The following is a 22,904-nucleotide window of genomic DNA, read 5'->3' on the forward strand; positions in this document are numbered from 1 at the left end:
TCTGCTTACGCTTGCCCAAGCCCTCAGCGTCACCGAACGTCAGCTGCATGGATGAATCCTCTACATAAGGCGATAGTGTCGCGCATCTGCGGTGAGTTGATCAGACCTTCCCTAATTGAAAAGTGGACCTTCAATGCGATTGCCGTCACACACCGCAAAATCAGCGAGACGAAATAAATAATCAATATTTTTAAGTTACTAAAAAATGACCAGGTATCGATTGATTATTTAGTCGCAACTTCGCCACCGCTTAATCAAAGATATTGGCAAAAAAAGGTTGCGATTGCAGTGCATTGCGCACCTGGCTCATCGAACGACCATTGCCGATCGCGCCGCTCCAGCACGTGATTCGAGCGCGCCGGCAGCTTGCACCCGCGAGGCCGGTAAACACGCTTAGCTTGGAAACGAGGCTATTGATCGCGTCGCGCATGTGTATTGGTAGCGGCAGCACGCAACGAACCTTCACCCTATTCCCGACGTCCGACCGGAAGTTCAGCGCGCCTGCCAAAACGACAACGGCCGTGTCGCTGCACACGGCCGTCGGGTCATACGTCAGCGGCTGCCGATCAGCCGCACGGCATCAACCGCACCACACCCGCGCGTTGCGGAACATCCGCAGCCACGGCGAGTCGTCGCCCCAGTCGACCGGGTACCAGCTCAGGTTTGCGCTGCGTGGCGTGCGCTCCGGATGCGGCATCAGGATGGTGACGCGGCCGTCGCTGCTGGTCAGCCCGGTGATGCCGTCAGGGGAACCGTTCGGATTGAGCGGATACTGCGACGCCACCCCGCCGTCGCCATCGATGTAACGCAATGCCACGCGTGCGGCGGCCTGGTCCACGGCGCTATCGAACTCTGCGCGGCCTTCGCCGTGCGCAACCGCCACCGGAATCCGCGAGCCGGCCATGCCGCGCAGGAAGATCGACGGCGACTCCACCACTTCCAGCAGCGCGGTGCGCGCTTCGAACTGCTCGCTGCGATTACGCAGGAAGCGCGGCCAATGCTCGGCACCGGGAATGATGTCCTTGAGCTGGCTGAGCATCTGGCATCCGTTGCACACGCCCAGCGCGAACGTATCGCTGCGTGCGAAGAACGCGGCGAACGCGTCGCGCAGCGCCGAGCGCTCCAGGATGGATGTCGCCCAGCCGCGGCCTGCGCCCAGCACGTCGCCGTAGCTGAAACCGCCGCACGCCGCAAAGCCCACGAACTCGCTCAGGTCCACGCGGCCCTCGATCAGGTCGCTCATGTGCACGTCGTAGGGTCGGAAACCGGCGCGCTCGAAGTTGTAAGCCATTTCGATCTGCCCGTTGACGCCCTGCTCGCGCAGGATCGCCACCTTGGGCCGCGTGCCGGTGGCCACGAATGGCGCCGCCACATCGTCGGACGGGTCGAACACCAGCTTCGGGCGCAGGCCTGGCGCCTTGAAATCACGCGCCAGCGCGCGCTCTTCATCGGCGCTGTCCGGGTTGTCGCGCAGCTTCTGCATCGCATGGGTCACCGACCACCACGCATCGAACAGCTCTTCCCAGCGCCATTCGGCCAGCACGCGGCCCTGCCCGCTCACGCGGATGCGCGGCGTGCCGGTGGGGCGTGCAATGCGCTGCGCGCATTCGGTCAATGCGTGGCGCTCGACCAGGTCGGCGAACGCGGCGCGGTCTTCGCTGGCGATCTGCACCACTGCGCCCAATTCTTCGTTGAACAGGCTGCGGAACGCATCGTCGCCCCACGCATCCAGCGTGATGTCCAGGCCCTGCCGCGACGCAAACGCCATCTCGCACAACGCGGCAAACGCACCGCCATCGCTGCGATCATGATACGCCAGCAACAGCCCGCTGTCGCGCGCGTCGCGGATCAATTCGAAGAAACTGCGCAGCCGCTGCGCATCGTCCAGATCCGGCACCTCGCCACCGAACGCCGGCAGCGCGGTGTCGTCGGCATACACCTGCGCCAGCACCGACCCGCCCAGCCGCTGCTTGCCGCCTCCCAGCCCGATCAACCACAACTCGCTCTCTTCACCGCTGCGCAGCAACGGCGTCAGCTGCGTGCGCACATCGCCCACGGGCGCGAATGCACTGATGATCAACGATACGGGTGAAACGCTTTTCAGCGTTTCACCGGAAATAGGGAATGGAGAATCGAGAATGGTGGAAGCGGAGGACTCTGGCGTTTCACCATTCCCGATTCCCGATTCCCCATTCCCAACCTGCCACTGCGCCTGCATCGACAGCGAATCCTTACCGACCGGCACGCTCAGTTCGAGTGCGGGGCACAGCTCCATGCCGATCGCGCGCACGGCGTCGTACAGCAACGCGTCTTCGCCGCTATGGCCGGCGGCGGCCATCCAGTTGGCCGAGAGCTTGATGCTGTCCAGCCGCTGCACCGGTGCGGCGCACAGGTTGGTGATCGCTTCGCCCACTGCCATGCGCGCGGATGCGGCCGCGTTCAACAGCGCCAGCGGCGTGCGTTCGCCGATCGACATCGCCTCGCCTTCGAAGGTGTCGAAACCGGCCAGGGTGATCGCGCAATCGGCCAGCGGCAGCTGCCATGGCCCGATCATCTGTTCGCGTGCGGTCAACCCGCCCACGCTGCGATCGCCAATGGTGACCAGAAAGCTCTTGGACGCCACGGTGGGATGCGCCAACACGCGCAAACCGGCCTGCTGCAGGTCCAGCGACGCGGTCTGCAGCACCGGCCACTGCGGCGCGGCCGGATGCGCCGCATCGCGATGCATCTTCGGCGCCTTGCCGAACAGGACATCCATCGGCAGGTTGATCGGGAGCTGGGAATCGGGAGTCGGGAATGGGGAATGGGGAGAAGCGGCTTCGGCAACCGGCAGCACGCCGTTACCATTCCCGATTCCCGATTCCCCATTCCCGGCGTCCAGGACGCCGTATCCGACCACCAGCCGCTCCTCGGCCGTGGCCACGCCGACCGCGGCGAACGGGCAGCGTTCGCGGGCGCAAATGGCGGCGAATTCTTCAAGGCGCGCCTGCGGCACGCCGAGCACATAGCGTTCCTGCGATTCGTTGCACCACAATTCCAGCGGCGACAGCGACGGATCGTCGGTAAGTACGCGGCCCAGGTCGATGATGCCGCCCACGCCCGAATCGTGCAGCAGCTCGGGGATGGCGTTGGACAAACCACCCGCGCCCACGTCGTGGAACCAGCGGATCGGGTTGTCCACGCCCAGCGCCACGCAGCGGTCGATGACCTCCTGGCAGCGACGTTCCATTTCCGGGTTTTCGCGTTGCACACTGGCGAAATCCAGCGCCTCGGCGCTGTCGCCGGCCGCCACCGAACTGGCCGCACCGCCGCCCAGGCCGATCAGCATCGCCGGGCCGCCGAGCACGATCACCGCATCGCCCGGCTGCAGGCGCAGCTTTTCCACCTGGTTGCGATCGATCGCGCCCAGGCCACCGGCCAGCATGATCGGCTTGTCGTACGCGCGGGTCAGGCCCGGGCCTTCGGCAAGCTCGAAGCTGCGGAAATAGCCGAGCAGGTTCGGTCGGCCGAATTCGTTGTTGAACGCTGCGCCGCCGAGCGGGCCGTCGAGCATGATGTCCAGCGCCGGCGCCATGCGCGGGTTTAGCGCGCGCGGCGCTTCCCAGGGCTGCGGCAGGGTCGGGATGCGCAGGTGCGAGACCGAAAACCCGGTCAGGCCGGCCTTGGGCTTGCCGCCGCGACCAGTGGCACCTTCGTCGCGAATTTCGCCGCCCGCACCGGTGGCCGCGCCGGGGAACGGTGCGATCGCAGTCGGGTGGTTATGGGTTTCCACCTTGATCGCAAATGCCGACGGCAGCACTGCTTCGCTGCGGTATTGGCCGGTGGCCGGATCCGGGCGATAGCGCGCAGCCGGCACGCCTTCCACCACCGCCGCGTTGTCGCTGTAGGCCGACAAGGTGTGTTGCGGGGTCTGCTGGTGGGTGTGCTTGATCATGCGGAACAGCGAGCGCTCCTGCGGCTTGCCGTCGATGGTCCAGCTGGCATTGAAGATCTTGTGCCGGCAATGCTCGGAGTTGGCCTGGGCGAACATCATCAGCTCGACGTCGGCCGGGTCGCGGCCCAGCGCGCCGAAACGTTCGCGCAGGTAGTCGATCTCGTCCTGCGCCAGGGCCAGGCCCAGGTCGCGGTTGGCCTGCTCCAGCCCATCCAGCGGCACGCGCTGCAGCTGGCCCGGGTCGGGCACGTTGAACAGCGCTTCGGCAGCGGCGGCCGAACCAAGCAGCGATTGCGTCATCGGGTCGTGCAGCAACTTGGCCACGGCGGCCTGGGCAGCCGCGTCGTCCGGCCAGCCGGCCAGATCGATGCGGGTGCCGCGCTCCACGCGCTGGATCGGCTGCCCAGCCCCGCGCACCAGCTCGGTGGCCTTGCTCGACCACGGCGACAAGGTGCCCAGGCGCGGCACCACGTAGCGCGAGGAGGCATCGGCATCGCGCTCGGCGGGCGCGGCGTTGGCCTGCAGGATCCGCTGCAAGGTGGCCTGGTCGGGCGATTGCCCGGTCTCGGCACGGATGAAGTACACGTGCCAGGCGCCAGTGATACGCAGCGCGGGAACGAGGGTTTGCAGGCGGGTTTCGAGCCGAGCGCGGCGGAACGGCGAAAGGGCGGAAGCGCCCTCGAGGACCATCATGTCCGGGGAACCGTGTCAGAAACGGGGCTGCAGATTGTAACGGAGCTGATGGGTCGACGCCGGACTGCGCGTGCGATGGCGGGAATCGGGAATGGAATCGTCAGGCAGGATCCTTGTCGCCGCCCCCATGCGCGCACGTTGCACCGGCCGGCATGAAGGACGCGGCTAGAGCGTGTTACGTACGTCGAGGTACGTACGAAGCGTCCCGTGGCGCGTCGAGACAAGCCGTGCGCCTTGCCCAGGCTGGCCGCCTGGGCCCAAGGCGCGCGACGCGATATCGGCGCGCCACAGGGCACTTCCCGGAGGGTTGGCCGCCAGCGCGCGCCGCGCGGCAGCCAACGCATCGCATCTCAAGGTGCATAACACGCTCTAGATGGCGGCTAACCCCCAGAGACGGCAAAGGCCCGGATCCGGTCGCACCCGGGCCTTTGTCATTGCGCAGACGACCACCGCAACGGCGCCATCGGCGACGCGCCACGATGATCAGAGCCAATTAGGCCTCAGCGGCTGCCGCCGGCCGTGGTCACCGCACGCTTTTCCAGCGCCTCACGCAACTGGGCAGGCGGCAGGTAGCCACCGAGCTGGGTGCCGTCGGGGGCGAAGATCGCCGGCGTTCCGTTGACGCCCAGGCGCTGGCCCAGGTTGTATTCCATCGACACCGGGTTCTTGCAGTCCTTGGAGGCGACCGGCTGACCCGACTTGGCGGCCGTGAGCGCCTGCTTGCGATCGGCAGCGCACCACACCGCAATCATTTCCTTGTGGTCCTGGCTGCCCAGGCCCATGCGCGGGAACGCCAGGTATTCCACCGCGATGCCCTGCTTGTTGAGCTCGCCGATCTCGCTATGCAACTTGCGGCAGTAACCGCATTCCACATCGGTGAAGACGGTGACGGTGTACTTCGGGTTGGCCGGCGCGAACACGATACGGTCGGTCTTGGGCACGGTGTCCAGTTGCTTGCGGCGGTAGGCCAGCAAGCCCGGGCTGGCGGCGAACTGCTTGTTCTGGATGTCGAACGGCTGCGCCTGGATCAGGTAACGACCGTCGTCGCTGACGTACAGCACCTGCCCACCGACGACCACTTCGCGGAAACCGGGGAACGGCGCAGCGCCGATGTAATCGGGCTTGAAATCCGGGTCCAGCGCCTTGAGCGCCGTGCTCACGCGCTGGTCCACCGTGCCGGCGGCGGCGGCGGCCGCGGCGGCTGGCTTGGCGCCGGCAGTGCTTGCCGCAGGCTGCGAGGATTGTGCGCAGGCGGTAAGGCTGATCGCGCCCAGCAGCGCGGCAATGGCAAGACGATACATTCACGCATCCAGATGGAATGAGGTGCCGGGATTCTCGCACAGCGCAGATGAAGCCTGGCCGCGGCCGCGACAGTTTGTGAACGCTGCAGGCACCCGGTTGCTGCACCTGTTGGACAGACGCAGTGCAGAGCGTGGTTTGCCGCGTCTGGCGGTGGGCTCGGCACTTTCGCCGTCGCAAGGCGCCAATGAAGGTGCCACCAAGCGTCGTTCCTGCGCTCTTTTGCTTCCTGGGGTGCCCCGCCGCATGGCGTCCGGCGCCGACCGTCAGCTCAAGGTATGACAACGAGGAGGCCACGCCGGCCGGCGCCAGCCTGACCGGCAACGCCGCCGCGGCCGCCGAGCGCGTCTGGCGAGGCAGCAACAACGTCAGTTGGCGGCGTTGCTGCGGCCGCGGGCAGGCGATTGGCCTGGTCGCAGCTCTACCGCGACCGCGACCGGCGCGTCGCCAGCACGCATGCCCATGGCGAGGCGCCGCGCGGACTAACCACGCGGGTGATGGCTGGCGTGCAGTTTCTGCAGATGCTGGCGCGCCACCAGCGTATAGATCTGGGTGGTCGACAACGAGCTGTGGCCCAACAGCATCTGCAACGCGCGCAGATCGGCGCCGTGGTTGAGCAGATGGGTGGCAAAGCTGTGGCGCAGCCCGTGCGGGCTGACCGTGGCCGGGTCGATGCCGGCCGCCGCTGCGTAGCGTTTGACCAGCGCCCAGAATTGTTGACGACTGAGCGGTTGGCGGGAGACATCGATGAACAATGGCACCTGCCCGTCCACCGCCGTCACCGGCTTGTTCGCGGCCAGCAGCGGGCGCGCCTCGCGCAGGTAACGCTCCAACCAGTGCTGGGATTCCTCGCCCAGCGGCACCAGCCGGTCCTTGCTGCCCTTGCCGGTCACCCGCAGCACGCCCTGGCGCAGGTTCACCCCCACTGCCGGCAGGTTGACCAGTTCGCTCACACGCAGGCCCGCGGCGTACATCAGTTCCAGCATGGCGCGATCGCGCAGGCCCGCAGGTGTGTCAAGGTCCGGCGCAGCCAGCAGGGCCTCGATCTGACTTTCGGTCAAGGCCTTTGGCAGCGAGCGTGGCAGTTGCGGCGGGTCGATCAAGGCGGTGGGGTCGTCGCTGCGCACGCCATCGCGCAGGCACAGCCCGTAGAACGCACGCAAGGTCGACAACAGCCGCGCCGTGCTGCGCGGAGAATAATTGGCCCGGGTACGCCCGCGCAGATAGTCGAACAGGGCGGCACGGTCGATGCCCAGCAAGCCGCCACCAGCGCCGTCGCGCCAACGCGCCAGCCCTTCCAGGTCGCGCCGATAACTCTCCAGGGTCTGCCGCGCCACGCCCTGCTCGGCCCAGAACCGGTCGAGAAACCGTTCGATGACGCTGGCATCAGCCGGCTGCACCGGCGGCAGGTGGCGGGCTAGTTGGCGGCGTTCGGCGGGGCTGCTGGCAGACATCGCCACAGCATAAAACGCCGCGCGCGTCTTGAGAGCGGACGCAGTGCGGGTTGCCGGTAGGTGCCTGCCTGCGCGCGCGGGGTTAGGACATGTGCGCGTCGTTGTTATGCGTGATCAGCACGCGTCGGCCGCAGGCGGGAAGGCTATCCGGATCGCGACGCCAGAGCTGCCATGGCCGGTAGGTCCCAGCATGGGCATGCGCCCATTTGAACATGCCGCGTCTGCGCACCGACCGTCGCGCCAGGGTGCAATTGATCGCAGTTCGATGTATCGCGTGCGTCAGCGCGTGCAGGCACCAGAGCGTGGCTACTGCAGCGCGGCGTTGCGCCGTGCTTGGCGACCGTTATGCTCGCGCCATGACCTCGATCCCTTCGCCTCGCGTTGCGCGCGCGCCTGCCCTGGTGGGCTGGCGGCTGCTGGCGTTGTGCTACGACACCTGGCCGGTGCTGGCGCTGTCGATGCTGATCTCCACCGTGTTCACGCTGGGCTTTACGCTCGCCGGGCACCCCACGCGCGAAAACATCGCGCCTTTCAGCGGCTGGCAATGGCTGTTGTGGCTGTGCTGCTGGATCGCCGCAGGCCTCTACGCCACCGTGAGCTGGCGGCGCGGCGGGCAGACGCTGGGCATGCGCCCCTGGCGGCTGCGCTTGATCGACCCACAGGCGTCATGGCGTGCGCTGTGGATCCGCTATGCCGTCGGCAGCTTGTCGCTGGCGCTGGGCGGGCTGGGATTCTGGTGGGCGTGGCTGGATCGCGACCGGCTGACCTGGCATGACCGCGCCAGTAACACACGGCTGGCGCGTATTGCCAGGACATTGAAGTGATCGGGTCGGCAGTGACAACCTGCCTATCGAAGCTCCCGCATGTTCGATGCATGCGACTGCACCTGGAGTGCTAAGGGGCTAGCGGCAGCGACCAAACCGGGTTGCGGCTTCTTTGGCACCCAAGAAGGCGCGCGCAATCAACCGCTGAAATGCATGCCCAAACGCATACAGCACCGCTAAAAATGGCGGAACCAACAACGCATAACTTGTCTCCCAACGCATGTTGGTCAACCAGGCATCCGCGTGGAGGGCGTCCAGTGCGATCAGCTGAGGCGTCAAGGGCAATTGCAGCAGAACGAAGTGGCTCTTGGGATCGCCCTGAGCGCTGAGCGCACCCCACACGCAAAAAGCAGTTGCCGCCAGGTATAGCAGGCAGAGCGCCACACCCACCATGCTCACCCGCCGCATGCGCTCAGCTACTACGCCTGCGGAACAACCACGCCGACACACCCAGCATCACCATGGGCGGCAGCGCATAGGCAATGCGGTAATCGAGCTTAAGGGCGCCGGCCATGCGGCCGAAGAACAGCTGCAGCAGCCAGAAACCCAGCGCGAACAGGATGCCCAGGAACAGGCGCTTGCCCAGGCCACCGCTGCGCAGCGAGCCGAACGAGAACGGGATTGCCGCCATGCACAACGCCAGCACGTTGAGCGGATAGAACCACCGGCTCCAGTACTGATCTTCGTAATCGCGCGCGTCCAATCCATTGCGGCGACGGTATTCGATGCTCTGCTCCAGATCGTGCGCGGAGAGATTGCGCGGCTTGGCCAGGCCAGCGGCCAGCGCAGCAGGATTCAGTTGCGATTGCCACGGCAATTCGGGAAAGGTTTCGCGCTGCACCGAGCGTTCCTGGAAGGTGTCGCGACGGACCTGACGCAGGGTCCAGCGGCCGTCGCGGTGTTCGGCCACCGAGGCGTAGGTCAACTGCTGCATCCTGCCACTGGAATCAAGGTGGTAGAGCCGCACATCGTGCAGATCCAGCGCGGTGCCACCGCCATCGAGCAGCTTCTCTTCACCACTCAAGGCGTTGAGGAAGGTGTCGCCCTCCCGCGCCCACAGCCCGGCGTAGCGCGAAGACGCCATATTGCTGTTGTAGCGGGCACTGGCCTTGAGCGTGTCGGCCTGATTCTGTGCCCATGGCCCGATGGTTTCGCCACTGATCACCATGCTGGCGGTCAGCAGCGCCATCGCCGCGACGACCGAGGCGGACATGCGTTTGCGCGACACACCCAGCGCGCGCAGCGCCGTCAGCTCGGAGGTGGCGGCCAACTGGCCCAGTCCCATCAGCGCGCCAATGACCGCGGCAGTCGGAAACAAGGTATAGGCCCGGCGCGGCACGGTGTAGGCCACGTAAGCCACCGCGTGCCCGAAGGTGTAGCTGCCCTGCCCGATGTTCTTGGCTTCGCTGGCGAAGGCGTTGACCAGATCCAGCCCCAGCAGCACCGCCCAGGTCAGCAGCACGGTAAACAGCACCACCCGACCGACATACCAATCGTGGACCCGCGGCATCAGCTTCATGCGCGCGCCCTCGGCCGACGCACGCGGCCATCGCGCGCATACGCCCACACCGCCACTGCCAACAGCGGCAGCGTCAACCACCACAGGCCCAGCGCCGCCGGGGTCTTGCCGTTGGCGATCCACTGGGTGCCGACGATCATCAGATTGGTGCCCACCATGTAGGCCAGAAACGCCAGCATGATCCGGCCATAGCGCTGTTGCCGCGGTGCGCTGCGCGACAGCGGCAAGGTCAGCAAGGCAAACGCCAGGGCCAACAACGGCGGCGCCAGGCGCTCATGCAGCTGCGCGCGCGCGGCAGGACGCTCGTCGGACAGCAACTGGGTGGTCCACATCACTTCCGGATCGTTGGCATCGTGCACGCGGGTGCGGTCGGGCAAGGCGATATCGCTGCTGGCGAACTTCATCAAGCGATAGTCCAGGGTCGCGCCGCTTGCCGGGCCTTCCGTGCGGTAGCCATCGTCCAGGCGCAGGTAACGGTCGGTCTTGCCCTCGAAGAACATCGCGCCGCGGTCGGCAGTGACCACATCAATGCGGTCATTCTGCTGGCGCTGCATGAAGACCTTGCCCAGGCCCTTGCCGTCGGCAGAGATCGTCTGCAGGTAGACCACCCCACCGCCGGACAACGGCGTGAACTGGCCCGACTCCAGACCGGCCATCAGCACGCTGCGGTTGGCATCTTCCAGCATCGCCTCGGCGGTGCGGCTCGCCCAGGGGCCCAGCCACAGCGAACACAACCCGATGACCACCACCACCGGCACCACCAGCATCAGCATCGGCCACAGCATGCGCCTGGGACCCACGCCAATGGCGGTGATGACGGCCATTTCTGAATCGCGGTACAGCCGCGCCAGCGCCAGCAGCAGCCCCAGCATCAAGGCCAGCGGCAGGATGATGGGCAGGTAGGCCACGAATTGCAGCCCCACCTGCGACAGCAGCAAGCGCGCCGGGATGCGGCCATCGGCGATATTGCCGAGGATGTCCACCAGCACGCCGCCGACGCTGACGACCAGCAGCACGATCAAGGTGGCCAGGAAGCTCTGGGTGAAATCGCTGAGCAGGTATCGATCGAGCTTCGGCATGGGGTGGGCTTGTTTTAAACTCTCGGATTCGTTCGCGGCGCCGCCAGCCTAGTCCGGTTGGCGTAAACAGCCCGCGATTGTACGGATTTGCCTACGGAATCTGATCAATGGCCCTGCAATTCACCCTGAACCAAGACGCGCCGGCAAGCGCTGCCGTCGACTGCATCGTGGTTGGCGTGTTCGCCGACAAGACCCTTTCGCCCGCTGCCCAGGCGCTGGACAGCGCCAGCCAGGGCCGTTTGACGGCCTTGGTCGCGCGCGGCGACGTGGCCAGCAAGACCGGCAGCACCACGCTGCTGCACGACCTGCCCGGCGTCACCGCGCCGCGCGTGCTGGTGGTCGGCCTGGGCGACGCCGGCAAGTTCGGCGTGGCGCCCTACCTCAAGGCCGTCGGCGATGCGACCCGGGCGCTGAAGACCGGCGCGGTCGGCACCGCCCTGCTCACCCTGACCGAACTCACCGTCAAGGCCCGCGATGCTGCCTGGAACATCCGCCAGGCGGTGACCGTCAGCGACCATGCGGCCTACCGCTACACCGCCACGCTGGGCAAGAAGAAGGTGGATGAAACCGGCTTGACCACCCTGGCGATTGCCGGCGACGACGCCCGCGCGCTCGCCGTGGGCGTGGCCACCGCCGAAGGCGTGGAATTCGCCCGCGAGCTGGGCAACCTGCCGCCGAACTACTGCACCCCGGCCTACCTGGCCGACACCGCGGCCGCCTTTGCCGGCAAGTTCCCGGGTGCCGAAGCCGAGATCCTGGACGAGGCGCAGATGGAAGCGCTCGGCATGGGTTCGCTGCTGTCGGTGGCACGTGGCTCGGCCAACCGCCCGCGCCTGATCGTGCTGAAGTGGAATGGCGGCGGCGACGCGCGCCCCTACGTGCTGGTCGGCAAGGGCATCACCTTCGACACCGGTGGCGTCAACCTCAAGACGCAGGGCGGCATCGAGGAAATGAAGTACGACATGTGCGGTGGCGCCAACGTCATCGGCACCTTCGTGGCCACGGTCAAGGCCGAGCTGCCGATCAACCTGGTGGTGGTGGTGCCGGCGGTCGAAAACGCCATCGATGGCAACGCCTACCGCCCCTCCGACGTGATCACCAGCATGTCCGGCAAGACCATCGAGGTCGGCAATACCGACGCCGAAGGCCGCCTGATCCTGTGCGATGCGCTGACCTACGCCGAGCGCTTCAACCCCGAAGCGCTGGTGGACGTGGCCACGCTGACCGGTGCCTGCATGGTGGCACTCGGCCACCAGACCGCCGGCCTGATGAGCAAGCACGACGACCTGGCCAACGAATTGCTGGCCGCCGGCGAGCACGTGTTCGACCGCGCCTGGCGCCTGCCGCTGTGGGACGAATATCAGGGCCTGCTGGATTCCACCTTCGCCGATGTCTACAACATCGGCGGCCGCTGGGGCGGCGCCATCACCGCCGGTTGCTTCCTGTCGCGCTTCACCGAAAACCAGCGTTGGGCGCATCTGGACATCGCTGGCGTGGCCAGCGACGAAGGCAAGCGCGGCATGGCCACCGGCCGCCCGGTGGGCCTGCTGACGCAGTGGCTGCTGGACCGCGCCGCCTGATGTCGCCGCGCGCGGCATTGGCCCTGATCGCCGGGTTCACGCTGGCGGACGGGGTTACCAGCGCGCTGCCCAACTGGAACGGGCTTGCCAGCGACCTGGTGCGATTTGCGCTGTTGCTGGCGCTGATTTTCGTCTGGCTGGCGGCCGACAGCCGCCAGTACGGCGTTCGCCGTCACATGTGGCTCAACATCGGGATGGTGCTGGCCTGGCTGATATTCATCCCCATCTATCTGTATCGCGCGCGGCCTGCCGGTCGGCGCTTATGGGCGATGGGCGGGTTCGTGCTGGTGATCCTGGCGTCCGGCCTGCTGTTCACGCTCGGCAGCATCATTGCCGAATCCGTTTTCCCTTCCGTTTCGTGATCTGACCATGCCCCGTGCCGATTTTTATCTGATCGCCAAGCCGCGCTTCCTCAACGAACCGCTGCGGCTGGTGTGCGAGCTGGCGCGCAAGGCCAACGACGCCAACCTGTCCACGCTGATCCTGGCCCGCGATGCGGAGCAGGCCGAGGCGCTGGACGATCTGCTGTGGGCATTCGACGACGAAGCCTACGTGCCGCACCAGATCGCCGGCACCGACGAGGAAGACGAACTGGCCCCGGTACTGATTGCCGCACCGGAATTCGCCGCTCCCTCGCGCCCGCTGGTGATCAACCTGCGCGACGACCCGTACCTGGGCGCCTGCGACCGCGTGCTCGAAGTCGTCCCTGCCGACCCCGCCGCCCGCGAACCGCTGCGCGAACGCTGGAAACAGTACAAGGCCCTGGGCCTGGAACTGACCAAGTACGACATGTGAGAGGTGCGGGGATTGGGAAGTTGGGATTGGGGATTCGTAAAGCAGATCTTGCGTCTCCAATGACTGCATCCAACCTTAGACAGCCGATCTTCGCTCCGCAGCACGAACACTGACGTTGATGCGTGGGTTGCCAGTGACTCTCGCCGGCGCCATGACGCAACCAATCCCGAATCCCGAACAACGAATCCCAGCCCGTCTATGACCACCCTCGCCTCCAGCTACGATCCCTCTTCCTTCGAATCGCGCCTGTATGCGCAGTGGGAGGCGGCCGGTTATTTCGTGCCATCCGGCAAGGGTGAGCCCTACACCGTGCTGCTGCCGCCGCCCAATGTCACCGGCACGCTGCACATGGGCCATGCGTTTCAGCAGACGCTGATGGATGCGTTGGTGCGCTATCACCGCATGCGCGGTTACGACACCTTGTGGCAGGTGGGCACCGACCATGCCGGAATCGCCACCGAGATGGTGGTCTCGCGCAATCTGGCGCTGGAAGGCAAGGGACAGACGCGCGATTCGCTGGGACGCGAGGGCTTCATCGCCAAGGTGTGGGAATGGAAAGCCGAATCCGGCGACACCATCGAGCGCCAGATGCGCCGGCTGGGCACGTCCAGCGATTGGTCGCGCAGCACCTTCACCATGGACCCGCAGCCGTCGGCCGCAGTCAACGAAGCTTTCGTGCGCTGGTACGAGCAGGGTCTGATCTACCGTGGCCAGCGCCTGGTCAACTGGGACCCGGTGCTGAAGACCGCGATCTCCGACCTGGAAGTGGAAAACGTCGAAGAAGACGGCTTCCTGTGGTCGATCCGTTACCCGCTGGCCGATGGCGTCAGCTACGAACATGTCGAGCACGATGCCGAGGGCAACGAGACGCTGCGCGAAACCCGCGATTATCTGGTGGTGGCCACCACGCGCCCGGAAACCATGCTCGGCGATACCGCAGTGATGGTGCATCCGGAAGATGCGCGTTATCTCACGCTGCATAACGCGCGCATCGTGTTGCCGCTGACCGGCCGGCACGTGCCGGTGATCACCGACGATTACATCGACCGCGCCTTCGGCACCGGCGTGGTCAAGGTCACGCCTGCGCACGATTTCAACGATTACCAGGTGGGTGTGCGGCATGACTTGCCGTTGATCAACCTGTTCACCGTCACCGCCACCATCAACGACAACGCACCGGAGCGCTACCGCGGTCTGGATCGCTACGACGCACGCAAGCTGGTGCTGTCCGAGCTGGAAGACCTGGGCGTCTTGGTCGAGACCAAGCCGCACAAGCTGCAGGTGCCGCGCGGCGATCGTACCGGCCAGGTGATCGAGCCCTACCTCACCGACCAGTGGTTCGTGAAAATGGATGCGCTGGCAAAGCGCGGGCTGGAGCTGGTCGAAAGCGGCCAGATCCAGTTCGTGCCGCCGAACTGGATCAACACCTTTCGTCACTGGATGGAAAATATCCAGGATTGGTGCATCAGCCGTCAGCTGTGGTGGGGCCATCGCATTCCGGCATGGTTCGACGATGCCGGCAAGTGCTACGTGGGCCATGACGAAGCCGAGGTGCGCGCCAAACATGGCCTGGCTGCGGAGATTGCGCTGCATCAGGACAGCGACGTGCTCGAAACCTGGTTCTCGTCGCAGCTGTGGCCGTTCTCCACGCTGGGCTGGCCGGATGCGCAGGCGATGGCCGAGCGCGGCTTCGAACGTTATCTGCCGTCGTCGGTCCTGGTGACGGGCTTCGACATCATCTTCTTCTGGGTGGCGCGCATGATCATGGCCACCGACAGCTTCACCGGCCAGGTGCCGTTCCGCGATGTCTACATCACCGGCCTGATTCGCGATGCGCAGGGCCAGAAGATGTCCAAGTCCAAGGGCAACGTGCTCGATCCGCTGGACATCATCGACGGCATCAGCATCGAAGACCTGGTGGCCAAGCGCACCACCGGGCTGATGAAGCCGAAGGATGCGCCCAAGATCGAAAAAGCCACACGCAAGGAATTCCCGGACGGCATCATCGCCCACGGTGCCGACGCGCTGCGCTTCACCATCGCCGCGCTCGCCACGCATGGCCGGGACATCAAGTTCGATCTGGGCCGCGCCGAGGGCTACAAGAACTTCTGCAACAAGCTGTGGAACGCCACGCGCTTCGTGTTGATGAACACCGAAGGCGCACGCTTTACCGGCGTGCCGCAGCCGCGCACCGAAGCGGAAAAGTGGATCCTGGCGCGTCTGGACAAGGTCACCGCAGAAACCCAAGCGCATTACGCCAACTATCGCTTCGACCTGCTCGCGCAGTCGCTGTACGAGTTCGCCTGGAACGCGTTCTGCGACTGGTTCGTGGAGCTGGCCAAGCCGGCGCTCAACCATCAGGACGCCGACGCGGCCGCCAGCACCCGCCACACGCTGCTGTATGTGCTGGAATCGTTGCTGCGCCTGTTGCACCCGCTCACCCCGTTCGTCACCGAAGAATTGTGGCAGCAGGTCGCACCGCGCCTGGGCATTACCGCCGCCACAATCTCGTTGCAGAGCTTCCCGCAGCCCGGCGATGTCGATACCGGCAGCTATGCCACCGCTGAAGCCGATGTCGAATGGCTCAAATCGATGGTGTCGGCGCTGCGCCGCGTGCGCAGCGAATTGAACGTGCCGCCGTCCAAGCAGGTGCGCCTGCTGCTGCAGGCCGGCACTGCCGACGACCGCCCGCGTGTTGCCCGCTTCGCCTCACAGCTGTCGTTCCTGCTCAAGCTGGAACGCATCGACTGGCTGGATGCCCGCCAGGACACACCGCCGTCGGCTGCCGCCATCGTCGGCGAACTCACCTTGCTGGTGCCGCTGGAAGGCCTGGTCGACATGGATGCAGAGCGCACCCGCCTGGACAAGGAAATCAGGCGCGTGGAAGGCGAGATCGCCAAGTGCAACGGCAAACTCGGCAGCGCGACGTTCGTGCAGAATGCGCCAGCTGCAGTGGTCGAACAGGAGCGTGCGCGCTTGAACGACTGGACCACGCAACTGACCGGCTTGCGCGAGCAGCGCGCGAAGATCTGAGCAAGGCGGTCAGTCGAGCGCGCTGCAGTCATGCGGTCGCGCTCAGTGCCTGGCATCTCATCCGACTAGCCTGAAGTCGCGCGTTGCAATGGCTTGGCGATCTTCAAGCCTGGTGTATCGATTGCGCGGTGCCCTCACCGCTCTCGGGAGACGCGTGAACCCGTCCATCGGGCTCGTTGGCGGCATCCATGCCGCCAAAGGGTCCGCAATCGGTGACGACACCGCACTAGAAAGTCAGTCGGTGGCTTTCCAAAAGGCTCTACCGGGGCTCGCCCTGATTGGGAAGCTGATACGCCACGCAGCCATTCCAACAATATCCGTCGTGCCCTGTTTGCAAACTTGCAAACCGACCATCTCGACTGGTCCTTGCCCGCCCACCGTCGCGGGACCCTTGGCGGCATGGATGCCGCCACGGAGCTTACAAGGACGTACTTGCAGCGTGTCCCGCGATGGTGGGCGGGCAAGGGCCCTGCAGTGAGGCAAGAGCCCCAACGCCTTGCAACCGACTCACGCGCCCACCAACCAGATCAAGTGCGGTTGAACTAGAACTTCAAATCCACACGCGCATACCAGAAGCGTCCGCCGGGAATATCGTAGGTGGATGCGTCGTAACCATTGAGGGAGCAGGACAGGCAGATCGGCGGATCCTTGTCGAATACGTTGTTCAAGCCGGCAGTGAGTTGCAGGCCCTTGAGCCAATCCACACGATAGCCCACCTGCGCATCGTGATAGGTAATCGCATCCAGCCGGTTGGTTCCCACCGTCGGATCAGAACACACCGCAAACTCCACCGCGTCACCACATTGCTCGGTGAGTTTGGAAATGTGCCGGGCGGTCCACGAAGCCGTCCAGTTGCCCATCGACCAATCCAGTACCGCGTTGCTGGTCCACTCCGGAATTGCGCTGTCGACCACTTCGATACCCGGCCCTTGCGGCTGCCGCTGACCGGCCGCGCCCAGCGCCTCGTAACGGCCTACCAAGGTGTTCTGCCACGAGAGTTTGAAGCGCCCGAACGCGGTTTGCGGCAAGGTCCAGAACAGATCCACGTCCCAGCCGTCGGTCTTGATCGAGCCCAGGTTGGTCAGCCGGTTGTTGAAGGCATTGATGCCGCCGGTGGACGCCCGCCCGATGCCATCGCAGTACAACGCATCCAGCGTATCCACGCACAGATCCAGCTGGGTCTGCGCATTGATCGCCTGGATCGCACCATCCACATGATGGCGATAAAAGGTCACCTCCAGATCGAGGCGGTCGGACCAGCTGGCATCGCTCGCAAAGCCCGGGCTGAAGACAAAACCCGCACTGAAACTGCGCGAACGCTCCGGATCCAGTTGTTCATTGCCGCCGGTGGTGACCGAGATCTGCTGGTTGGCCTGCTGGTAGCCCGCCGGCACGCCGAGCGTGGCGCAATTGGCCGCGCTGCCACGCGGCGCGGTGCCGCCCAGACCGATCGAGCACGGGTCAGACAATTGCAGATCCGCACGCGCCGCCGAACCGAACAACTCGCCGATGGTCGGCGCACGGAAGCCTTCCGCATAACTGGTGCGCAGCACGAACTCATCGGTGACCTGCCAACGCAGACCGTACTTCGGCGTGAACTCGCCACCGAATGTCGAATAGTCCGAATAGCGCCCGGCGATATTCAGATCCAGTTTGTCGCCCAATGCGGAGTTGGCGAAGATCGGAATATTGAGTTCGAGATAGGCTTCGTTGACGTCGTAGCTGCCCGCCGTGGGCAACGAAGGCACGCCGTTGTAACGCCCGGCCACAGTGAGCGGATCGGGCTGATAAGAGCCTTCGTACTTGCGGTATTCGTAACCGCTGGCAAACGACACCGCACCGCCGGGCAACTGGAACAACTCGCTGCTGAGGTTGGCGGTGAACAGGCTCAATTCGTTCTGGCTGCGGTCGCGCACCACCGGCTGGATCCAGCGCAACATCTCCGGTGTGATGCTGCCGGCACCGCTGAAGATATCCAGCGGCACGCAGCCAGCCACGGCCGCGCAGCCAGCCGGGTCGCCCAGCGCCAGGTTGATGTTGTAGAGGTTGTAGCTGCCGTAGTTGGTCTGCTCGGCCTTGTTCTTGCTGTACATGCCGTTGACGTCCCAGAACCAGGTCCGCCCTGCGCCTTCGAACGTGCCGACCAGGCCGGTGCCGAAATATTGGGTATCGACCTGTTGCTCGTAACGCCGCGGCCCGCCTTCCACCGGCCTGCGACCGATCTGGATCAGATTGGTCGCCGAATCCAGATCGAATCCGAACGGGTTGAACGGGTTGAGCGCGGAGATCACGATGTTGTCGGCCAGCGGGTTGCCGGTGCCGGCATCGGGCCCGAGGAAGATCGGCTCCGGCGCGGCCTGGTTGGTCGATTCGCGCCGGTTGCCCAACGCCTTGACGTACCACTGCACGTCGTCGTTGAAGTAATAGCGGAACTGCGCAAATACGCCCTTGCGCTCGGACGGTGTCAGCAACAGATTCTGTTCGGCGAAGTTGTAGCGGTCTGCGGTGCCGAAGCAGTGATAATCGTCGCTGCGCATGCAACCGCCGCTGCCATCGTATTGCGGTGTGCCGACGCCGGCATTAGGCGTGAGATTCTGGCGCACGCCGGTGTTGGGATCGACGAACTGGAAGCGGCCATCCGGCGTTGCCGAGCTGGCGAAGGTCAGCCCGGTGCCAGGAATCGGGAAGCGGGCCTGCGCACGATCGCGCGCATAGATCGGATCCTGTTTGACATAGCTTGCGCCCAGAAACAGGCTGAAATTCTCTCCGCTGCTGCCCCACGCCAGGTCCATGCCCTGGTTGGTGCCATCGCCCTTGCCGTACTGCCCGTAGTTGAGCGTGACCTGCGCACCGTCGAAACTGCGACGGGTGATGATGTTGACCACACCGGCAATCGCATCCGAACCGTACAGCGACGAGGCGCCGTCTTCGAGCACTTCGATACGCTCGACGATCGCCAGCGGAATGGTGTTGAGATCGGTCGATGAGCCCACGCCGGACGCGGAGGATTCATTGACCCAGCGAATGCCATCCACCAGCACCAGCACACGCTTGGACCCGAGATGGCGCAGATCCACCTGCGCCGAGCCGGCACCCACGCCACTGCCATCGGGCGGAAAGCCGAAGTTGCCCGACGAATTGAACTTGGCATTGAGCGCCGAACCGGACGCGGTCAGCTCCTGCAGCACTTCGCCGATGGAGGTCAGGCCGGTGCGTTCGATGTCGGCGCGATTGAGCGTCTGGATCGGTACCTGACCCTGCAATTCGGCGGTTTTGATGCGCGTGCCGGTGACCTGCACCCTGTCGAGCGTACGCGTGCTCGCTGCGGCCTCGGGCTGTTGCGCCCAGGCGAGCGTGGGGATCAGACACAACGACAACTGCACGGCCAGGCATGACCGATGGGGGCCAATCAGACGCTTCATCCTTTCTCTCTCCAGAAGGATTCTTGAGTGTCCGCACGCCCCCGTGCCCTGCGGTCCTCTCCAATTCTTAAACGAAAAATTAACGCGCCGCAACTGGCGGTGCAGCAACGCACGGTGCCGCAGCGGTCGTGACGAGATGTCATCCGCAAGCACGTGCGTGCCCGACCCATCGCGCATGCAAGCGAAAATGGCCAGCGCGAATGACGCGTATTCACTCAGGCGCTCAGGCGTGCTTGGGTATCATCACGCCATGACTTATGCCCCCCGCCTTGCCACTGTTTTCATCGGCCTGCTGTGCCTTGGCAGCACCGCATTGCACGCGCAGACCCTCGACCCACAGCTGACTGCCATGCGCGATGCCATCGCGGCCGCAGAGCGCGGCCAGACCGATGCCGGCCAGCTCGCTGCATTGAGCCGCCATCCGCTGTATGGATGGCTGGAATTTGCCGCGCTCAAGCGCACGATCGACACCGTCTCCAATGCGCAGGCGCAGGCATTTTTGCAGCGTTATGCCGGCCAGCCCGTGGCTGAGAGCTTCCGCAGCACGTGGCTGCCGGCGGTGGCGCGGCGGCAAGACTGGAACACGCTGCTGGCCAACTGGAAGTCCACCGACAACCTCGGCCTGCGCTGCGCACAACTGACCGCGCGCCTGACCACCGGCAAGGCCGATGCACAATGGAGCCGCGACGCGCTGACCCTGTGGCGCAATGGCAAGGCGCTGCCCGATGCCTGCGATGCAGTGGTCGCCGGGCTGGAATCGCGCGGTGAACTTACGCCGGCGCTGCGCTGGGAACGCGTGGACGCCGCTGCCGATGCGCAGCAGCCGGCGGTCATGCGCACGGCCGCACGCGGACTCCCCGCCGCCGATCTGGCGCTGACCACCGATTACGCTGCCTTTCTCGACAAGGTCCACCCGCGTGCACTAGGTTGGCCCAAGACCGAGCGCAGCCGCCGCATCGCGGTCGACGGACTGTCCAAGCTGGCCAAGAGCGATCCCGACGCTGCCGAACAACAGCTACCGCAACTTGCCAGTGCGCTCGGCTTCAGCGAGGCGCAACGTGGGCAGGTGCTGTACCAGATCGCATTGTGGACCGTCGCCTCGTATCTGCCGGATTCGGCGCGCCGGCTCAATGCCGTACCGGACGCGTCCTACGACGAACGCCTGCACGAATGGCGTGCACGTGAAGCGATGTCGCGCGGCGACTGGCCGGCGGCGTTGGCCGCGATTCGCAAGATGCCGGCGAGCCAGCGCAGCGACTCACGCTGGCAGTACTTCGAAGCCCGTCTGGCCGAAAAGACCGGCGCTGCTGCGGCCGCCCAGCCGCTGTATCGCGCCGCCGCGCAATCGCCGACCTTCCACGGCTTCCTGGCTGCCGACCGCCTGCAGCAGCCTTACCGGCTCTGCCCCTGGGAGCCCAACGACAGCGCGCAGGCAAAGGCCGCCGTTGCGCGCGACCCGGCCCTGGTCCGCGCAATCGCGTTATTCCAGATCGACCGCCCCGGTTGGGCCGTGGCCGAATGGAACGATGCCGCCACCCGCTTCGACGACACCCAGCGCCGGCTGGCAGTGGAAATTGCCAGCGACAACGGCTGGTTCGACCGTGCGGTGTTCGCGCTCGGCAAGCAGCCGGACGAACAACGGCTCTATGCGTTGCGATTCCCACTGCACCACGACGACACCATTCGCCGTGAAGCCGCCAAGAACGCAATCGATCCGGCCTGGGTGGCCGGAGAAATTCGTGCCGAAAGCATCTTCAATCCGCGCGCGCGTTCGCCGGCCAACGCAATGGGCCTGATGCAGGTGTTGCCTGGCACTGGCGCGGCCGTCGCCAAGGGGATCGCCTTGCCCGGCTATGCGGGCGCAAGCAGCCTCTATGAGCCGGACACCAACATCGCCATCGGCACGGCGTATCTGCGCCAGCTGCTCAACACCTACGGGCTGCCCTACCTCACCATTGCCGCCTACAACGCAGGTCCCGGCCCCACCGGGCGCTGGCAGTCGCAGCGGCCGAATTTCGAGCCGGACTTCTGGATCGAAACCATCAGCTACAAGGAAACCCGCGAATATGTCGCGCGCGTGTTGGCCTTCAGCGTGATCTACGACTGGCGCCTCAACGGCGACATGCTGCCGTTGAGCGACCGGCTCATGGGCAAGCTGGTGGACAAGCGTCTGAAACCGGTATGCACCCCGGGCCAGGCTGCCAATAACGCCGCGCAGGATTAAGCGACGCCAGGCGGCCTGCACGGTTGCAGGGCCTTGGCGCGTGCGCGGCGCCGTCATTGCGCACGGCACCTGACGCAACATCGACGCCGCGCAGGTAGCGGTGAGGACGTACCTGCGGCATGTCCAGCGGTCATGGATCGGCATGGACAGATCAGGGTGCTGCAAGCAGTTCCCAACCGCCCGTTGCAACGCCGCTACTTCCGAGAGACCACATTCATCGCCACGCCAAACGCACAACGCCCGCATCACTGCGGGCGTTGTGCAACTGCGTGCTGTACAGCGTTTGCATCCCTGCAGCCAGCGGCAGTTACAGCTTGCCGGCGCCTGCTTTCGCCTTGACGTCTGCAGCGACCTTGTCTGCCGATAGCAGATTGTAGGTATAGGGCGGTGTCCAGCCGATGCTGGTATTCCACGAGCACGACAGCGCCTTGCCGTTGAGCAGCGAACCCTGATCGCGATACACGCTGCCACCGTAGTCGGCGGCGATCTTGTCGCAGCTGCTGACACCGCCGATCTCGAACACGTTGCGCTCGGAGAAGATCTTCGACTCCTTGCCCACGCCATGCGCGTGGGAGAACGGATACACCGCATTACTGGTGCTGCCGACGTGGTAGTTGTTGTACAGATGGACCTGACCGAAGCGCACGCGCGGGGCGCGCGCAGAAATGTTTTCGAACAGGGTGTTGTGAATGGTGACCTTCAGCTTGCCGCTGTCGGTACTGGACGCGCTGTCGCTGGAGCCGATCAGGTTGTTCTTCTCGTGCGACTTGAAGGCCGAGGGTAATCCCCCCGCCCATTAGCAGACGCCAGAAGTGGAATTTTCTCGTACCCTTTCTCGAGGAGGTTCCATGAAGAAGTCCCGCTTTACCGACAGCCAGATCATCGCCGTGCTCAAGCAGGCCCAGGCCGGTGCGCCCGTGCCGGAGCTGTGCCGCGAGCACGGCATCAGCTCGGCGACGTTCTACAAGTGGCGCAGCAAGTTCGGCGGCATGGACGTGTCCATGGTCGCGCGCATGAAGGAGCTGGAGGAGGAGAACCGCCGGCTCAA

The 22,904-nt window shown here is 65.2% G+C and carries 15 protein-coding genes and 1 pseudogene; 7 read left to right on the top strand and 9 right to left on the bottom strand.

All coding sequences use genetic code 11. The features are described from left to right. Positions 1–250 precede the first annotated feature (250 nt). The 4 genes from J7360_RS19810 to xerD all read right to left on the bottom strand — a co-directional run bounded on the left by J7360_RS19810 (position 251) and on the right by xerD (position 7,380). Complete coding sequence (locus tag J7360_RS19810) at positions 251–430, bottom strand: hypothetical protein (protein ID WP_209034606.1); 180 nt, start codon at positions 428–430, stop codon at positions 251–253. A 150-nt stretch (positions 431–580) separates the two neighbouring features. Further along, a complete protein-coding gene (gene purL, locus J7360_RS19815) occupies positions 581–4,627 on the bottom strand; it encodes a phosphoribosylformylglycinamidine synthase (protein WP_057664017.1) in 4,047 nt (1,348 codons plus the stop codon). A gap of 500 nt (positions 4,628–5,127) precedes the next feature. After that, entirely contained in the window at positions 5,128–5,928 is an 801-nt protein-coding gene (locus J7360_RS19820) for a DsbC family protein (RefSeq protein ID WP_209034594.1), read from the bottom strand. Positions 5,929–6,408: 480 nt separating this feature from the next. After that, positions 6,409–7,380: a site-specific tyrosine recombinase XerD gene (gene xerD, locus J7360_RS19825; protein ID WP_209034596.1), complete on the bottom strand. Its 972-nt coding sequence runs from the start codon at positions 7,378–7,380 to the stop codon at positions 6,409–6,411. Positions 7,381–7,736: 356 nt separating this feature from the next. Between xerD and J7360_RS19830 the strand changes: the two genes are divergently transcribed. Continuing rightward, the gene (locus J7360_RS19830) at positions 7,737–8,204 is read left to right on the top strand and encodes an RDD family protein (protein ID WP_057664009.1); all 468 of its coding nucleotides are present in this window, start codon (positions 7,737–7,739) and stop codon (positions 8,202–8,204) included. Between the two features lie 78 nt (positions 8,205–8,282). On the opposite strand, the gene J7360_RS19835 is transcribed toward J7360_RS19830, so the two are convergent. From J7360_RS19835 to lptF, 3 genes are read right to left on the bottom strand one after another with little or no spacing between them, the layout of a single operon-like run. Further along, on the bottom strand, positions 8,283–8,612 hold the full coding sequence (locus J7360_RS19835) for a hypothetical protein (protein WP_057662943.1): 330 nt from the start codon (positions 8,610–8,612) through the stop codon (positions 8,283–8,285). A 4-nt stretch (positions 8,613–8,616) separates the two neighbouring features. Beyond that, entirely contained in the window at positions 8,617–9,723 is a 1,107-nt protein-coding gene (gene lptG / locus J7360_RS19840) for an LPS export ABC transporter permease LptG (protein WP_209034598.1), read from the bottom strand. After that, the gene (gene lptF, locus J7360_RS19845; protein WP_057662939.1) at positions 9,720–10,802 is read right to left on the bottom strand and encodes an LPS export ABC transporter permease LptF; all 1,083 of its coding nucleotides are present in this window, start codon (positions 10,800–10,802) and stop codon (positions 9,720–9,722) included. Before lptF ends, lptG begins: the two co-directional genes overlap by 4 nt. A 107-nt stretch (positions 10,803–10,909) precedes the next feature. Between lptF and J7360_RS19850 the strand changes: the two genes are divergently transcribed. The 4 genes from J7360_RS19850 to J7360_RS19865 all read left to right on the top strand — a co-directional run bounded on the left by J7360_RS19850 (position 10,910) and on the right by J7360_RS19865 (position 16,210). Further along, positions 10,910–12,382 (top strand): leucyl aminopeptidase, encoded by a 1,473-nt coding sequence (locus tag J7360_RS19850; protein WP_007964181.1) that lies wholly within the window; start codon positions 10,910–10,912, stop codon positions 12,380–12,382. Next, positions 12,382–12,744 carry a hypothetical protein gene (locus tag J7360_RS19855; protein ID WP_209034600.1) on the top strand — a complete coding sequence of 121 codons (363 nt, stop codon included), beginning with the start codon at positions 12,382–12,384 and terminating at the stop codon, positions 12,742–12,744. The genes J7360_RS19850 and J7360_RS19855 overlap by 1 nt, the downstream gene beginning before the upstream one ends. 7 nt (positions 12,745–12,751) lie before the next feature. Beyond that, on the top strand, positions 12,752–13,177 hold the full coding sequence (locus J7360_RS19860) for a DNA polymerase III subunit chi (RefSeq protein WP_003490202.1): 426 nt from the start codon (positions 12,752–12,754) through the stop codon (positions 13,175–13,177). A 198-nt stretch (positions 13,178–13,375) separates the two neighbouring features. Beyond that, on the top strand, positions 13,376–16,210 hold the full coding sequence (locus tag J7360_RS19865; protein ID WP_209034602.1) for a valine--tRNA ligase: 2,835 nt from the start codon (positions 13,376–13,378) through the stop codon (positions 16,208–16,210). 542 nt (positions 16,211–16,752) lie between these two features. On the opposite strand, the gene J7360_RS19870 is transcribed toward J7360_RS19865, so the two are convergent. Then, entirely contained in the window at positions 16,753–19,632 is a 2,880-nt protein-coding gene (locus J7360_RS19870; protein WP_209034604.1) for a TonB-dependent receptor, read from the bottom strand. A gap of 250 nt (positions 19,633–19,882) precedes the next feature. Between J7360_RS19870 and J7360_RS19875 the strand changes: the two genes are divergently transcribed. Further along, on the top strand, positions 19,883–21,856 hold the full coding sequence (locus tag J7360_RS19875; protein WP_057662928.1) for a lytic murein transglycosylase: 1,974 nt from the start codon (positions 19,883–19,885) through the stop codon (positions 21,854–21,856). A 307-nt stretch (positions 21,857–22,163) separates the two neighbouring features. Here the strand turns inward: J7360_RS19875 and J7360_RS19880 are convergent. Then, positions 22,164–22,634: pseudogene (locus J7360_RS19880) on the bottom strand (pectate lyase); the annotation flags it as partial. Positions 22,635–22,704: 70 nt separating this feature from the next. Between J7360_RS19880 and J7360_RS19885 the strand changes: the two are divergent. Further along, a partial coding sequence (locus tag J7360_RS19885) for a transposase (RefSeq protein ID WP_059001059.1) occupies positions 22,705–22,904 on the top strand: 200 nt, incomplete at its 3' end.

Origin of the sequence: Xanthomonas sp. D-99 (assembly GCF_017746145.1) — a bacterium.
Classification (GTDB): Bacteria; Pseudomonadota; Gammaproteobacteria; order Xanthomonadales; family Xanthomonadaceae; genus Xanthomonas; species Xanthomonas cissicola.